Source organism: Priestia megaterium (genome assembly GCF_023824195.1).
In the GTDB taxonomy this organism is placed as follows: Bacteria; Bacillota; Bacilli; order Bacillales; family Bacillaceae_H; genus Priestia; species Priestia megaterium_D.
In genome coordinates this window covers 2824849-2840582 of record NZ_CP085442.1, presented here as the reverse complement: position 1 = coordinate 2840582, position 15734 = coordinate 2824849, and the positions used below count along the sequence as shown (strand labels likewise).

General features: G+C 40.9%; 12 protein-coding genes and 1 other annotated feature. Of the genes, 11 read left to right on the top strand and 1 reads right to left on the bottom strand.

Annotated elements, in window-relative coordinates:
* The first annotated feature begins 38 nt into the window (after positions 1-38).
* The 11 genes from LIS78_RS14405 to LIS78_RS14355 all read left to right on the top strand — a co-directional run bounded on the left by LIS78_RS14405 (position 39) and on the right by LIS78_RS14355 (position 14843).
* On the top strand, positions 39-524 hold the full coding sequence (locus tag LIS78_RS14405; protein WP_252283863.1) for a DUF6985 domain-containing protein: 486 nt from the start codon (positions 39-41) through the stop codon (positions 522-524).
* Between the two features lie 111 nt (positions 525-635).
* Positions 636-1178, top strand: a complete 543-nt coding sequence (locus LIS78_RS14400; protein ID WP_252283862.1) for a SecY-interacting protein Syd — start codon at positions 636-638, stop codon at positions 1176-1178.
* Between the two features lie 33 nt (positions 1179-1211).
* Positions 1212-1730, top strand: a complete 519-nt coding sequence (locus LIS78_RS14395) for a SecY-interacting protein Syd (RefSeq protein WP_209149907.1) — start codon at positions 1212-1214, stop codon at positions 1728-1730.
* Between the two features lie 60 nt (positions 1731-1790).
* On the top strand, positions 1791-2279 hold the full coding sequence (locus LIS78_RS14390; protein WP_209149906.1) for a hypothetical protein: 489 nt from the start codon (positions 1791-1793) through the stop codon (positions 2277-2279).
* Positions 2280-2401: 122 nt separating this feature from the next.
* Positions 2402-2836 (top strand): SMI1/KNR4 family protein, encoded by a 435-nt coding sequence (locus tag LIS78_RS14385; protein WP_209151746.1) that lies wholly within the window; start codon positions 2402-2404, stop codon positions 2834-2836.
* Positions 2837-3280: 444 nt separating this feature from the next.
* Positions 3281-4630 carry an FAD-binding oxidoreductase gene (locus LIS78_RS14380; RefSeq protein ID WP_252283861.1) on the top strand — a complete coding sequence of 450 codons (1350 nt, stop codon included), beginning with the start codon at positions 3281-3283 and terminating at the stop codon, positions 4628-4630.
* 255 nt (positions 4631-4885) lie between these two features.
* Positions 4886-5127: a binding site (T-box leader), on the top strand.
* A 52-nt stretch (positions 5128-5179) separates the two neighbouring features.
* Positions 5180-8275, top strand: coding sequence for an isoleucine--tRNA ligase (gene ileS, locus LIS78_RS14375; protein ID WP_252283860.1), 3096 nt, complete (start codon positions 5180-5182; stop codon positions 8273-8275).
* Between the two features lie 630 nt (positions 8276-8905).
* Complete coding sequence (locus tag LIS78_RS14370; RefSeq protein ID WP_252283859.1) at positions 8906-9181, top strand: heterocycloanthracin/sonorensin family bacteriocin; 276 nt, start codon at positions 8906-8908, stop codon at positions 9179-9181.
* A gap of 180 nt (positions 9182-9361) precedes the next feature.
* Entirely contained in the window at positions 9362-11314 is a 1953-nt protein-coding gene (locus LIS78_RS14365) for a putative thiazole-containing bacteriocin maturation protein (RefSeq protein ID WP_252283858.1), read from the top strand.
* Positions 11311-13251, top strand: coding sequence for a TOMM precursor leader peptide-binding protein (locus LIS78_RS14360; protein WP_195782956.1), 1941 nt, complete (start codon positions 11311-11313; stop codon positions 13249-13251). Before LIS78_RS14365 ends, LIS78_RS14360 begins: the two co-directional genes overlap by 4 nt.
* A gap of 23 nt (positions 13252-13274) precedes the next feature.
* A complete protein-coding gene (locus LIS78_RS14355; protein ID WP_013057429.1) occupies positions 13275-14843 on the top strand; it encodes a SagB family peptide dehydrogenase in 1569 nt (522 codons plus the stop codon).
* A gap of 262 nt (positions 14844-15105) precedes the next feature.
* Here LIS78_RS14355 and LIS78_RS14350 read toward each other — a convergent pair whose 3' ends face one another.
* Positions 15106-15621 (bottom strand): undecaprenyl-diphosphatase, encoded by a 516-nt coding sequence (locus tag LIS78_RS14350; protein ID WP_013057428.1) that lies wholly within the window; start codon positions 15619-15621, stop codon positions 15106-15108.
* Positions 15622-15734: the final 113 nt, after the last annotated feature.

Genomic DNA, 15734 nt, shown 5'->3' with positions numbered 1-15734 from the left:
CTATTTAATCTAAAAGCTAAGGTAGGAGAGCGATTAGAATGGCAATGATTGATGATGAATTATTTGGAAAACTTAAATATAAAAACAACTTTTGGCGAGGAAAAACTATGATTAAAATGTTTGATGTGGAAAAAGAAATCCTTTTAAGTGTTGATACATACGAAAATACTGATTTTTCAAATGTACAGAGAGAAGCATTTCTTAGCTTTATTCAAGACATGGAAAACATAATGAATGAGGCAGAAAAGCACATATACGATTACTATTGTGAGAACTATGAAGAGTATAGAGAGATGGTATGTAATAAATCAGAAGCAGATCAGGTTGTTCCAAAAATTGATTCCGTCTCAGGTTTAAAAAGATTAGTGGAGCCCACTGAATTAATCGTAAGAAGAGTAAGGAAGAATGGAAAAAGACGGCTAGGTTTGCTTTGCGATGTCTCTTGGGATATTGAAAATGGCATGGGAATTAAAATGGAAGATGAAGTTGTAGAAGAAGTAGGGTATCAGGATATAGTGTTGTAACGAATCTACTAGACGTTAAAGCTAACCTTGAAAGTTACAACTATTAATAGGTAGATAAACGTAGGGGCTGTTGAATTTGACCGGTTTGCAAGTGTGAATAGGAGGCTTAAAATGAGTGTAAAAGCGGCCATGACGGATTATTTTGAGAAACTGCTAGATTATTGGAATGAAAACTATAATACATTTCCAAAGGCACCGTGGGATAAAGAGATACATCCACTGCTATATGTAAGTGAGCCTGATGAAGAAGAGTATGTTTTTTGGAAACCAGTAGAAAAAAAGGCTGTTGAAAACTTTAGTGTCATCGAAGCTGAAATTAAAATGCCTTTGCATCATTCAATTAAAGAGTATTTTAACAGTTATTTATTTTTAAGTTTAGAAGGTCTTTATCATTCAAAATATATATGCCTTGAGCCTATTGAACCAGGTAAGGATGTACGAAGTTATTTTAAACATCTTACGCATTATAATGAGAGTCAAGGAAAGGAATTTAGATACATACAGATAGGTTTTATTTCTCCGGATGAAATGGCCATTAACATAGATAATAAGAGCGGAAAAGTTTATATAGAAGATTATGAAACAAACCAATTAACCTTATTGGAAAATTCTCTTGAGGAATTAATAAGAAAGATAAAGCTGAAGAAATCATAATTTATCCAGAAGATGAGGAAAGGAATAGTAAATGTGAAACAAGCAATGGAAATATACTTTACCAAATTACTAAAAGAATGGAAAGCTTTTAACGGTACTTTGCCTATGATTGAGTGGACGGAAGAAACAGAACAGTTTATTTTTGAAGGTGAAAAAGATGAAGAAGGCTATATAGCTTGGAAACCTTTGAAAAAAGAGGTGGACAGTAATTTTGAAGATGTAGAAAAGGAACTTAACGTTCAGCTGTATCCGGATATTAAGGCCTATTTTAATTCCTACTGGTTTTTAGAACTGACTGGAACCTATAATGGATATGACTTAGTATTAGATCCTGTTGTACCAGGGGTAGAATTAAAAGATCTCAAACAAGAAACAAAGCTTTATAAAGCAGCTCATAATCATCAGCTTGTCAACATTCCTATAGGGATAGAATCTAACGGTTTGCTGTTAGTAGTAGACAATAAAAGCGGAGAGGTAAAGCTAGAAGATTATGAAAGAAAATCATTTGAAAGGATTAGTGGAAATCTCTCGGGATTGATTAGGGGGTTATAATACAAGGCTTCATTCGGAAAAAAGAAAGAATCACAATTTGGAAAGGCGGCTCCATAAGTAATGAATAATGGTGGTAAGTTTAATACTCTAGTAGAAGAGGTCATTGAGCTATCAAAAAATTATGGCCAGGTTTCTCTAGAAAAAGAAGGTGTAGATAAAATACAAGTAATATACGATTATGGTAAGGCTGAATATCTTGCATATGAAGAGGTATATGGTGAAGAAGAATACAGTTGGAAAGACATTAGAGAATTAAAAATGAGTGACGTATGGGAGCGATATTATGATTTAACGGATGCTGAAAAACCTCGTGAGTTAGAAGAAATAGTAGAAGTTATAGCTGAAAACTTACGACAGAGCCTAGAAGATTATGATGCTTTTTTTGAAGACGTCGTAGCAGATTTAAACAATTGTGCAATTAGTAGAGCGGTTAATGGTACTAAAAATAACTTCTTTGAAAGTATATTTAAATTACATAGATCCGGGTATTTGCCTTGTGGATGGTGTGGGGATTATCCAGATGGGGGCATTATTGCATATAGAGGGTGACTTAAATAGCCTCATGGAAGAATTAGAGGATGTTAGTGATGCTTTTGCTTTGTCTGATGAGGATTAAGTTAAGCAATGTGTAATGAGTGTACGTATGTGTAAGTTATAAAGGAGAGGAAATGATGAGGTACGACTTTGTCGCGGATCAAGAAGATAATCAATTTTATCCCGTATGTGAAACTGATATTGAAGAGGTAGAAGGAACATTAAATTTAAAGTTTCCTTTTGAGTTTAGGAAGTTTCTTTTAGAGGTGGGTTATGGCTTCCTTCAGGGCTCAGAATATAATGTAAACCGCATTATGGGGCCTTCTTCCATTAGAGATGCTAGGTTAAAAGTGAACGATTTTGAATTTTACCCTGATATCGAACTTTACGAAGAGCTGGAAGAGGGCAAATTGCTATTTTTTGAAGCCAACGAAAGTGCGCTGCTGCTGATAGAAATAAGTCAGGAGCAGCATAATGCGATTTATTATGATGATATAAAAATTGCCGATTCTTTAGAAGAGTTTTTGAAGAAGGTAATGGATGATGATGAGTACTATATTGATCTAGCATAATACAATACCTGAATAATAGATAAAATAAAGAACGCTACAAAAACCGTTGGCTAAGCTCAATGGTTTTTTAGGCAGATATAATTAAGAAGTTTCATTTTTGGGAGACGGATCATTCATTTCAAGAATATAAATTGTCCTATACTCAAATGAAAAAAATCCGTGATGTAGCGCGTTTAAATAATTTAACGGAAAATAAAAGTACTTCAATTTATGCAGTTTACAACACCGCCAGGAAAACTTTAATATAAAGCAAAAATTTGTTCAATTGGAAACTTATCTACAACAAGAGAGTTGCTGCATTGAAAATAAATTAGCACACTTATCCTGAACCCCTCCAGTGAGTTTTCTATTCTCTGTTTCTTCCCTTTAAACTGTGTGTCTTTTCTAAAAAAAATTCATAGGATATAGCATCTTATCTGTATTGTTTAAGAAAGGGGTTATACCTTGGAAAAAACAAAGCTTACTGGACGAATCGTTACACCTGATGATGCGGAATATGATCAGGCTAGAACAAATAATAATTTAGGTGTGCCTAAATTTCCGAGAATAATTGTATTTTGTCAGAATACAAACGATGTATTAAATGCATTGAAGTGGGTAAAGGAAAATCATGTCCCATTTCGAATAAGGAGCGGCAGGCATAGCTATGAAAATTTTTCACTAGTAAACGGTGGATTAGTGATTGATGTCAGTGAAATGGATAGAATCACGTTCAACTCTAAAGACGTGACAGCAAAAATAGAAGCAGGAGCTAATCTAGGGAAAGTATATAATGAATTGTGGAAAAACGGAACGACTATTCCTGCAGGAACCGAAAGCAGTGTAGGTCTTGTAGGCCTTGCGCTTGGCGGAGGAATTGGGATGTTATCAAGGCTTTTTGGGCTTACTTGTGATAATTTGCTTGAAGTTGAAATGGCAAGAGTAAACGAACAGAGAGAGGCTGAACTCATTAAGGCAAATAAAAGTCACAACAGTGATCTCTTTTGGGCGTGTTGTGGGGGTGGGGGCGGAAACTTTGGTATTGTTACGTCCCTTACATTCAAGGTGCAGCCTATCTCAAAGGTGTCAATCTTTTCAATTACATGGGGATGGGAAGATTTTGAAGCTGCTTTTGACGCCTGGCAGCGCTGGGCCCCGAATACCGATAAGCGCTTAACTTCGGAGATTGAGTTAAAATCGAAAGAAGCAAATCAGATTATCGCTCAAGGTGAATTCGTTGGTTCATCATTCAAGTTGAAGGAACTTCTGCAGCCTTTAATAGATGTTGGTTGTCCTAAAAAAGTAGTAATAAAGGATGTTTCATATATTGAAGCTGTGCAATTTTTTGACGATCCGAGCGGAAACGAACCTGCTCCCCGAAAAAGGTCAGGTTCTTTTCTTAATAAAACTTTTCCGAAAGAGGCAATTTTAACAATGAAGCATTTTTTAGAAAATGCTCCAAATGAAAAATCTAGTATTTGGCACCAGTCTCTTGGAGGAGCAGTAGAGGAAGTTGCCTCTAATGAAACGGCTTTCTATTATAGAGATGCTATTATAGCACAGGAATATCTTGCTACATGGAGCCATCCTTCAGAGGGGCGACCAAACATTCGATGGATCGAAGAATTAAGGAATGCTTTATCGAGATATACAACTGGAGATTATGTGAACTGGCCGGATCGCCTCATCAGAGATTGGCCAACGGCGTACTATGGAGAGAATTTTAAAAAGCTTCGAGAAGTGAAACGAGCATATGATCCGTTCAATCTATTTCATTTCCCTCAGAGCATCCCGCCGTTTATTAACTGGTTTTAAAGATCATCTTTCAAGTCAGAGAGGTAAATAAAACCCATCTTAAATGAGATGGGTTTTTGTGTATATTTCCTTTTGCTTTCCTGAGCACGTGAAAAAGGCAGTAAATATTGTAGCAAACAGTTCTTCTATCAATAAAACGACGCTCTCATTGTTTATAGGCAACAGACGACTGCATTATAGGGAGAAACATACATAAATATCATAAACATTGACATTCCCTTCCAAAACGCATACAATAGCTACTAATAAAAGCACACAAATTCGTTGAAGAGAATCAGTACGCTGCAAGTTTGTTCCACAGAGAGCCGGTGCTAGCTGAAAGCCGGTGTTCAAGCTGCAGGGGAATATCCTCTCTGAGAAGTCAAACTGAACTATAAGTAAGTTTGAACGGTAGTCTACCGTTAAAAAGAACGCGTATGATTGTACGTTGCTGAGTGCTATTGATGAACGGATCAATAGAAGCCAGGGTGGTACCGCGGTTGAAACCCGTCCCTAGTCATAGGGACGGGTTTCTTTGTGTGCTTTTAACTTTAAAAGGAGTGGTATCACATGAAAGAAGTGAATGTAAGGGAGTCTTCGCAAGAGCGAGAACAGCGTATCCAGCAGCAGTGGCAAAAGGGAAATGTGTTTCAGCTGTCGGTTCAAAACCGAGAAGGGCATCCTTCGTTTGTATTTTATGAAGGGCCTCCGACAGCAAACGGTCTTCCTCACGTCGGGCATGCGCTTGGCCGGACGATTAAAGACGTGGTGGCTCGCTATAAGACGATGACGGGGCATCAAGTAATCCGGAAAGCAGGCTGGGATACGCACGGACTGCCGGTTGAGCTCGGTGTCGAGAAGCAGCTTGGAATTTCAGGGAAGCATGACATTGAAAAATACGGCGTAGAAGCTTTTATCAACAAGTGTAAGGAAAGTGTATTTGTGTATGAAAAGCAATGGCGCGCGTTCACGGAGCAGCTTGGCTATTGGGTTGATATGGAAGACCCTTACATCACCTTGGAGAATTCATACATTGAAAGCGTATGGAACGTGCTTGGCACGATTCATGATAAAGGACTTCTTTATAAAGGACACCGCGTATCACCGTACTGCCCGAGCTGTCAAACGTCACTAAGTTCGCATGAAGTAGCGCAAGGGTATAAAGATGTAAAAGATTTAACGGTAACAGTGAAATTTAAAGTGAAAAACCGCGATAATGAGTATTTTTTAGGCTGGACGACAACGCCTTGGACGCTTCCGTCAAACGTGGCGCTTGCGGTGCATAACGAGATGGACTATGTTCGCGCTGAGCAAGGCGACAGTGTGTATATAGTGGCAGAAGCGCTCGCAGACAAAGTGTTAAAAGGAGAGTATACCGTTTTATCTCGTCATAAAGGAAATGAGTTAAAAGGGATGTCGTATGAGCCGCCGTTTGATTTTGTGAAAGTGGAAAAAGGGCATGAAGTGGTAACAGCTGATTATGTAACGAATCAAAGCGGAACGGGTGTCGTTCATTTAGCACCTGCTTACGGCGAAGATGATTACAGAGTAGTAAAAGAAAACGGCTTTTCATTTGTGAACGTGGTGGATGAAAAAGGACAGTACACGGCTGAAGTGCCGCCGTTTCAAGGGCGTTTCGTGAAAGACTGCGACGTTGATATCGTACGTTATTTAGCGAATCAAGACGTGCTGTATCACAAAGAAAAGCATGAGCACAGCTATCCGTTTTGCTGGAGATGCGACTCGCCGCTCCTTTATTATGCAAATGAAAGCTGGTTTATCCAAACGACGGCGTTGAAGGAACAGTTTTTGAAAAACAACGAAAGCGTGACGTGGTACCCCGAGCATATCAAGCACGGCCGCTTTGGCAACTTTTTAGAAAATATGGTGGACTGGAACATCAGCAGAAAACGCTACTGGGGAACGCCGCTGAACGTATGGGAATGCGGGGAATGTCAGCATCAAGTAGCGCCAAAAAGCATCAAAGAGCTCCAAAAGCATGCGTCTCATTCCGTTGATGACAGTATTGAACTGCATAAGCCTTATGTAGATGACGTGCAGTTGACGTGTCCGGCCTGCAGCGGAGAGATGAAGCGCACGCCGGAAGTAATTGACGTTTGGTTTGACAGCGGTTCGATGCCGTTTGCGCAGTATCACTATCCGTTTGAAAACAACGAATTGTTTCAAAAGCAGTTTCCAGCAGACGTAATCGCAGAAGGAATTGATCAAACGCGGGGCTGGTTTTATAGCTTGATGGCAGTTTCAACGCTATTTACAGGAAAAGCACCGTATAAGCGCGTTCTGTCTCTTGGCCACGTGTTAGATGAAAACGGTCAAAAGATGTCTAAAAGTAAAGGAAATGCGCTGGACCCTGTTGATCTTATTCATACATTTGGTGCAGATGCGCTTAGATGGGCGCTTTTAGCAGACAGTGCGCCTTGGAACCCGAAGAAATTTTCAGAGCGCGTGGTGCAAGAAGCGAAGTCAAAAGTTATTGATACTCTAGTGAACGTGTACGGCTTTTACGTGTTGTACGCAAAGCTGGACGGCTATGACCCGGAGCAAACGTATGAATTGAAAAAAACAAAATTGGATGAATGGATTCTTTCACGTTTGCACAGCACGGTCAAACGAGTAACGGCACATCTTGAAGATTACGGGTTTACAAGCGCGGCTCGTGAAATCGCAGTATTCATTGAAGAGCTAAGCAACTGGTATGTACGACGTTCCCGCGATCGTTTTTGGTCAGAGGGAATGGACGGAGAAAAAGCAGCAGCTTATGATACGCTTCACGAAGTATTAGTCACGCTCAGTCAGTTGTTAGCACCGTTTACTCCGTTTGTTGCGGATGATATTCATGAAAATCTGACGGGAAAAAGCGTTCATTTAGTAGACTATCCTGTTTATAATGAAGGCAAAGTGAATGAAAAGCTGGAAAGAGAAATGGCAGCGGTCTTGCAGGTAGTGGAACTAGGACGAAGCATCAGAAATACGCATTCGTTAAAGGTGAAGCAGCCTTTACGGAGTTTGTCTCTTGTCGTGACGAATGAAGATATCGAGTGGAATGCGTACCGTGATGTCATCAAAGATGAGTTAAATGTAAAGAAATTTAACGTGGAGCAAGATGATGAAAATCTCGTCTCGTACGTGTTAAAACTTAACTTTAAACAGGCAGGGCCGAAGTTTGGAAAACAAGTTAATGCAGTGAATCAAACGTTGAAAAATCTTTCAGCAGATGAAACGAAAGATTTTGTTCAACAAGGTGAGCGGAGGGTCACGCTCCCATCAGGTGAAAAGCTAACGCTTGAAACAGCTGATGTGCTGGTTGAAAAAGTACCAAAAGAGGGTTTTGCGGTGGCATCAAACGGCATGTATACCGCCGTGTTAGATACCGCGTTAACAGAAGCACTGGTGCAGGAAGGGTTAGCTCGTGAAGTCATTCGAGCAGTACAGGACTATCGTAAAAAGTTGGATTTGCCGGTGAATTTACGCATTGATTTGGAACTTAGCGGCGATGCGGAAGTGAAGGAAGCTGTCACTAGCTTTGAAGGCTTGTTGCAAGAGAACTTACTGCTAAACAGTCTTTGTTTCACTGAAGATACAGAAGACGGCGAAAAACTGAAAGTAGGAACGAAACATGTAACGCTAAGAATGTTAAATCAATAAATAGTGAAAAAGCACTTATTCTCTAAAGGGTAAGTGCTTTTTTCTTATTCATTTATTTGTGCATATGATAAATAGAAACATAATTATCATGCAACCTTTTAGCTACTGCTTTATCAGTTTTTGCTATTTTAAAAGCCTTCTGAATAGTACTTCTACAACTTCTGTTGCAGAACTATTTTTCAAATAGTTCTCTTCCTTTAAAGCTCTCAAAGCTAGAAATCATTTAATTACATCTCAACAAATAAACCCATTGTTAATGCAGGAGGGTTTAACCCTTGTGTTGGCCCATTCTGTCTGCGACATAATGTCAGTAGAAAAAGATAGAAGCGTGCATTAGTATCTGTAAAAATAGTAAAGCTGGGATTACGGTCATTTTGGAAAGAGCAGCATTAAATCGTTTCGCTCGTCCAATGAACTATGCTTCTTTTCATGCATCGAGGTCAGGTATTAATTTTAAAAATGAATCAAAATAGGTATTTGAATCAGTAACAACACCCAAGCAGAGTTCATACTTTGTTGAGGGGAGTATTCGAAGTATTGTTTGAGCCTCTTATTATACAGTTGTTTTCATTCTGCTTCTCTTTTATGGTGTTAGCACACCTTGTTAATTTAAATACGGAGGTATGAAAAATGAATAATTTCCAAAATGAACTTCAAATGTTGGATGTTGGTGATTTCCAAGCGAATCAAGCCATTCCTTGGGATCCAAATAATATGGATCAAGATCGACAATTTGGGATTTTTTTCCGATGTTTTAGTTGTTTTAGCTGTTTTACTTGCTTTACTTGCTTTAATTGCTTTAATTGTTTTCGTTGCTCCAACTGCTTTCGTTGTGGTGGCAATTGCGGAGGCCGTTGTGGTGGCAATTGTGGAGGTCGTTGTGGCGGAGGTCGTTGCGGCAGCTGATAATTCTAGTTTTCAAATAAAAAACATCGTTATCTATGGAGGAAAGCCCCTGCATAAGTTGCAGGGGCTTTTTTCTAAAAGATTAGACATAAGAGACAAATTACAGTACATAGGATTATAGTGGAAATGGAAAATGGTGATATTAGAGTTGAGAACAGTTCACGGATAAGGAGGAGCGGAATGACAAATTTGAACCCTTCTATGCGTTTGAAAGTGAAAAGGGATACTTTTTTTCTCCCTGATCCAAACAGCGGTGTGTATTTTCGAAATAATATAAGTTCGTTCCATATGAAAGGCAGTATGATAGATCAATGGGTGAAAAAGCTGATACCAATGTTCAATGGAGAGTATACGTTGGAGAGTTTAACAAACGGATTGCCGGGTCCATATCGAGAACGTGTATATGAAATTGCAGAAGTACTGTATCAAAACGGGTTTGCTCGGGATGCAAGTCAAGACCGTCCGCATCAATTGGCGGATCCAGTCCTTAAAAAGTATGCTTCTCAAATTGAGTTTTTAGAAAGTTTTGGAGATTCAGCTGCGTACCGTTTTCAAGCCTACCGCCAGGCCAGAGTGTTGGCGATAGGCTCTGGCTCTTTTTTTGTTTCGTTGGTTTCTTCATTGATTGAGTCTGGATTGTCTAAATTCCATGTGATGATAACGGACTCTGTACCGACCAATCAGCTGCGGTTAGAAGAATTGGTAGGGCATGCCCGAAAAACGGACCCCGAGGTAGCAATAGAGGAAGTCATCCTGGAAAAGGACGGGGGAAATTCTTGGAGGGAGATTGTGCAACCGTTTGATTCAATTTTGTATGTGTCGCAGGAAGGCGATGTAGAGGAACTAAGAGCTCTTCATAAGATTTGTAGGGAAGAGAAAAAAGTGTTACTCCCTGCTATATTTCTGCACCAAGTGGGTTTGGCAGGTCCTTTGGTTCATCCAGGCTCTGAAGGATGTTGGGAGTCTGCATGGCGCAGCATACACGAATCTGTGTTTAGGAATGACGAGCAATTACCTAGCTTCACTTCCACGGCAGGAGCGATGTTGGCTAATGTGATCGTATTTGAATTGTTTAAAAACATTACGAGAGTTGCTGAATCAGAACAGAAGAATCAATTCTTCCTGCTTAATCTGGATACGTTAGAAGGAAATTGGCATTCGTTTATGCCTCATCCGCTAGTGACCGGACGTGTTACAGCTGAATGGGTTCAAGATTTTGATTTGCGGCTCAAGCAGAGTTCGAGTAGAGGGGAATCGAGCGGGTTGCTTCTGTACTTTAGTCAGTTAACATCAAAGGAATCAGGCATTTTTCATATTTTAGAAGAAGAGGATTTAAAGCAGTTACCGTTAGCGCAGTGCCACGTTCAGGTGGTTGATCCGTTGTCGAAGGGGCCTGCTGAGCTATTGCCAAGCATGGTCTGTACAGAACTGACACATGAGAAGGCACGGAAAGAAGCGGGTCTATCTGGAGTTGAAGCGTATGTATCAAGAATGGTTGATGCGTTCCTTACGACTCTTCCTTCACAACAGAAAGCAGAGAGGGTTATCGTAGAATCTGAGGAATTTGTTGGGATTGGAGCGGGAGAAACAATTGCAGAGGGCGTTTGCCGTGGATTGCAAAAGTGTTTAACAGAGGAACTGAGCAAACAGCTAATCGATCAGAAAAATATTGTCTCTCGGGTGCAGGTAAGTGATGTAGAAGATGAATATTGTCGGTATTGTTTACAGGCACTGACCGTGACGCAGGGTGCACCGATTATAGGTTTGGGAAAGGAAGTATCCGGCTTCCCTGTGGTATGGGCCGGTACGAATGATCGCTGGTATGGCAGTGTAGGTTTGAATACAACAATGGCGTTGCAAAAAGCATTACAACAAGCGCTTATGAATAAAGAAAATCAAGCGACACAAGTGCTGCCGAATTCGTCTGTGTTTCTGGTAGAGAAGGTACCAAAAAGCCTTGTAATCCAAAAGAGTGAAGAAATACCACATTCTGAAGTCTTGCGATCCGCGATGCAGGTTTTAGAACAGAATGGCAAGCGACTCTTGTTTTTCGAACTAGCACTGGAGCCCTTTTGCAAAAAAGAACTGGTAGGAGTGTATGGTATGTTGCTACGAGAGGAGGAATCCAAGTGAGTGCAGTCGTAGTGATTATTGGAGAAGGAATGCTAGCTGACCACGTGTATGAACAATTGTCAGACCAATACCAGGTAGTTCGTCATATTGATTTCGAGGCAGAATTACCTGAAGCGGCTGATTTAGTTTTAGTGTTGGATGATGCTTGGAATCCTTCTCTTCATCAAAAAGCAGAAGAGGTGTTGCGTTCAACCGGCATCCGATGGCTGCGAGGCTTCGTTTCATTTGGAGAAGGCGTGATCGGACCGCTAGTTGGTTCGGATACACCAGGGTGCTCCCGATGTGCGGACATACGACATCTCATGGCAGGACGTGACCGTAAAGAGATGTGGGAAATGCAACAGCAGCTGGCTGCGGACGGAGGAGTAACGCGTGACGCGTGGGCATCGAGCTTGGGGCTTTTGCAGATCGCCTGCCTGCTTGGGAGGGAGGTACAGAGGATCGTGCAAGGTGATGAGGTGCACTCGGAAGGACAGGTATGTTTAATTAATCTGAAAACATTAAAGAGTTCATGGCATACTTTTTTGTCTGATCCATTATGTCCTGGTTGCAGCCAATTACCTGACGATTCACCAGCTGCGGCCAGAATTTCGTTAAAATCAAGCCCAAAGATTACTGATAGTTACCGCTGCCGTTCGATGGACGATCTAAATAAAGTCCTGGTTAAAGACTATCTGGATCAACGGATGGGCATTTTGAATGGAAAAATGTATGACCTTGTCCCGCCTTTTGCTGATGTAGTTGTAAATTTGCCGTTATTCTCAGGAGACGAAGGAGTAGCAGGACGGACTCATTCATATGCGGTAAGCGAGTTAACTGCTATTTTGGAGGGATTGGAACGGTCTTGCGGTATGACACCTCGTGGAAAACGAACCGTCGTATATGATAGTTATCGTAATCTGAAAGATCAAGCGATCAATCCTATTGAAGTAGGAGTGCACGCGAAGGAACGGTATGCCGAGCCTGGTTTTCCATTTGAACAGTTTCACCCTGACCGTCCGATAAAATGGGTATGGGGCTATTCGTTTTTGCAAGAACGTCCAATTTTGGTTCCTGAGTTGCTTGCCTATTACAGTTTGGGATGTGGCCAAGGGTTTGTCTATGAAACTTCCAACGGATGCGCATTAGGGGGAAGTTTGGAAGAAGCCATTTTCTACGGTATTCTGGAAGTGGTAGAACGTGATTCGTTCTTAATGACTTGGTACGCAGAGTTGCCTCTCCCGCGTCTTGACCCTTATTCCGCTAACGATCAAGAATTAGAGCTGATGATCGATCGTGTACGGGCAATAGGGGGATATGATCTGCACTTTTATAATTCGACGATGGAGCACGGAATTCCAAGCGTTTGGGCGATGGCAAAAAACAGAAAGAAAAAGGGTTTGAATATCATCTGTGCAGCTGGAGCTCATCTTGATCCAGTACGGGCGGTAAAAAGCACGATTCACGAGCTGGCTGCCATGATGCTGACGCTTGATGAGAAATTAGAGACGAACCAGGAGGAGTTTGTGCGAATGCTGCAAGATTCTTCCTTGGTGCAGAAGATGGATGATCATGGCATGCTGTACGGTTTGCCGCAAGCGCAAGAGCGCCTACAGTTTTTGCTAGATGATAATCGTCCATTGCGATCGTTTGCTGAGGAATTCAAGTGGAAATCGAATTCTGCAGATCTGACTGATGATCTACAGGACATTCTTCAGAAGTTTCGTCGATTGAATCTCGATGTGATTGTGGTGGATCAGTCGACACCGGAAACTAAACGAAACGGACTGTATTGTGTTAAAGTGCTGATTCCGGGAATGTTGCCAATGACATTCGGACATCACCTTACGAGAGTAACAGGACTGGAGAGAGTGCTGCGGGTACCAATGGAACTTGGATATAAAAAGAAACCGCTGACATTTGAACAGCTTAATCCACATCCGCATCCGTTTCCATAAGCGGTAACTAGGAGGGTAAGAGGATGGGTCTCGAGACATTTCTGTACAATCTGCATTTTGACATTGATAAGGCAAGCCCAACGGACTGGGAAGTGGATTGGGAAGATGCCCCGCTTCCGTATAAGCTCTACCGTGACTTGCCCGTTTTCCCATTATCTCTGGAAGTACCGCTGTCGCTTGAACAATGGGCAGCGCCAGAACAGCCTAACCTTCAGAGAATGAGTCATTTTCTCTGGTATGTATTTGGTCTTACTCAAATTTCCCAGTCAGCCTTTTCTACTACAGATCAAGAGCCGGAACTAATGCAGTCGTATCGGCGTTTTGTTCCTTCTGGCGGGGCGTTGTACCCAAACGAATTGTACGTATATCTGAAGACGGAGGATTTGCCGGTTGGGATGTACCATTATGATGTAGCACACCATCGCTTAGTACTGTTGAGAGAAGGTAACTTCGATTCATATATAGCCCAGGCTCTTGGCAATCGCTGTGATGTGTCCGCTTGTTTTGGTACGTTTTTTGTGTCGACAATGTTTTGGAAAAACTTCTATAAATACAATAACTTTGCTTATCGTCTACAAGGGCTAGATGCTGGCGTGCTGATTGGACAGTTACTGGAAGTAGCAAAACGGTTTGGTTTTGCTTCTGGGGTGTACTTTCAATATCTAGATCGGGCGATCAACCATCTGCTTGGACTAAACGAAGAAGAGGAGAGTGTATATGCAGTTATCCCTCTAACAGTGGAACCTACAAGTTGGTTTACTAATCGGGGTGGGAAAGAGCCTGTTTCTGCTATCGAACTGTGTCGAGAGTTGCCAGTCATTCAAAATAATCACTACGTCCGATCACAGAGGATCAAAGCGTTTCCGATGTTAAAGAAGATGAATGAAGCGTCCATGCTAGAATCAAAGCAATCGTTTCGGCAAATAAAGGTGAGGGAGAAGGTGAATTGTAAGAGTCAAGTGGTCACTCTTCCTCACATGAAGCGATTATCATATGATCTAGCTTCGGTTTGTCAAAAGAGATTTTCACCGGACATGGATTTCATTTTTGGAAAGGTAAGTCAATTGCAGTTGGCCACTTTACTGCAGGAAGCAACGTCGGCGTACTTGTATCGAAATGATCTGGATGAAGCACATAAGAAGAACGAGCCCCGTGTCTCACTGTATGTCTGTTTGAATAATATTGAAGGTATTCCCGATGGAGCCTATCATTATGATAGTGCTAATCATGCGTTACGACAGGTAGATCTCGGTGATCATCGACTCAGTTTGCAATATGGAATGCCTGTAGGGAATGTTAATTTATCCCAAGTGCCATTCTGCTTTCATGTGGCAGGGGATAAAGATCACTTCATATCGGAACTGGGATACAGAGGCTATCGTATTCAGCAAATGGAAGCAGGTATGCTCGTGCAACGATTACTGTTAGCGGCGTCGGCCATCGATATGGGAGGACACCCACTACTCGGATTTGATGCCAACCTGTGTGACGAGATCTACAAAATGGAGCAACAAGGAAAAACCAGTCTAATCCAAATTCCGACCGGCCCCTACCGACCTCGCCCTTGGTTAAAGGGGAGTTTGCAAAGCTAAGTAAGGAGGGAATGAAGCTATTTTCAACGGCTAAAATGTCCATTTAACGAATCCAGTTCTGTTTTCTGGTAGAAAAGAGAAGCCCTCGCTCATTTGAGTGAAGGCTTTTTGGTTATAAATCTTTTAGTTTACAAATTGGCAATTCTGACTAATTGAAAAGAAGAACAAAAAACTTAAAGCCAGTCTTTTTATGTTACAGTGTAATTTCTCTAGCTATATTCTGTTTTTTTACTATAAAATCTTAGACTAATACTTATGTCAGTTATAGACGAATAAAAGAATTAAAGAAACGTGCAGTTTTGTCAATGGTGATGCTTGTCACACTGCCAATAAAGGCACTTCGGATGATATCAGAAGGATAATGATGTCCGACCCAAATCTTTGAGAACCCCGTTAACAAAGCCAGTCCCCACATAACTGACCCGATCACACGTTCATGAAGAAAGATAGAAGTAGATACCGCAAAAGTAAGCAGCGTATGTTTGCTTAGAAATGAAGAATCCATTTTTGAAGGAATAAGTATGCCGACACGGCGTTTTATAAATGGGCGAGGCTTAAAGTAAAAACATTTAATCAACGTGTTAATAAATAAAGTAAAGGCCGAAGATGTTACTGCATATATTGTCACTTTTTTTTGCGAATAGTTTCGAAACCACATAAAAATCAATACAAACATAAATACATAACGAACCTTTTTTGAAATCAATATCATCAGCATATCTATGGTAGAATAACGACCAGCCAGTTGATTGATTGTTCTAAACATTTTATAGTCCATAAAACTTGTCTCCTTACTTTTTAGATAGATGCAATATTTCCTCCTGAACGAGAAATATATTGTATTAACTTTGCTGTGACGGTAACTAAAAAAGTCGAACGTAAAATAATTAT

Coding starts and splice junctions, on each gene's coding strand:
- LIS78_RS14405 (WP_252283863.1), top strand. CDS start 39: ATGGCAATGATTGATGATGAATTATTTGGAAAACTTAAATATAAAAAC.
- LIS78_RS14400 (WP_252283862.1), top strand. CDS start 636: ATGAGTGTAAAAGCGGCCATGACGGATTATTTTGAGAAACTGCTAGAT.
- LIS78_RS14390 (WP_209149906.1), top strand. CDS start 1,791: ATGAATAATGGTGGTAAGTTTAATACTCTAGTAGAAGAGGTCATTGAG.
- LIS78_RS14385 (WP_209151746.1), top strand. CDS start 2,402: ATGAGGTACGACTTTGTCGCGGATCAAGAAGATAATCAATTTTATCCC.
- ileS (WP_252283860.1), top strand. CDS start 5,180: ATGAAAGAAGTGAATGTAAGGGAGTCTTCGCAAGAGCGAGAACAGCGT.
- LIS78_RS14370 (WP_252283859.1), top strand. CDS start 8,906: ATGAATAATTTCCAAAATGAACTTCAAATGTTGGATGTTGGTGATTTC.
- LIS78_RS14365 (WP_252283858.1), top strand. CDS start 9,362: ATGACAAATTTGAACCCTTCTATGCGTTTGAAAGTGAAAAGGGATACT.
- LIS78_RS14355 (WP_013057429.1), top strand. CDS start 13,275: ATGGGTCTCGAGACATTTCTGTACAATCTGCATTTTGACATTGATAAG.
- LIS78_RS14350 (WP_013057428.1), bottom strand. CDS start 15,621: ATGGACTATAAAATGTTTAGAACAATCAATCAACTGGCTGGTCGTTAT.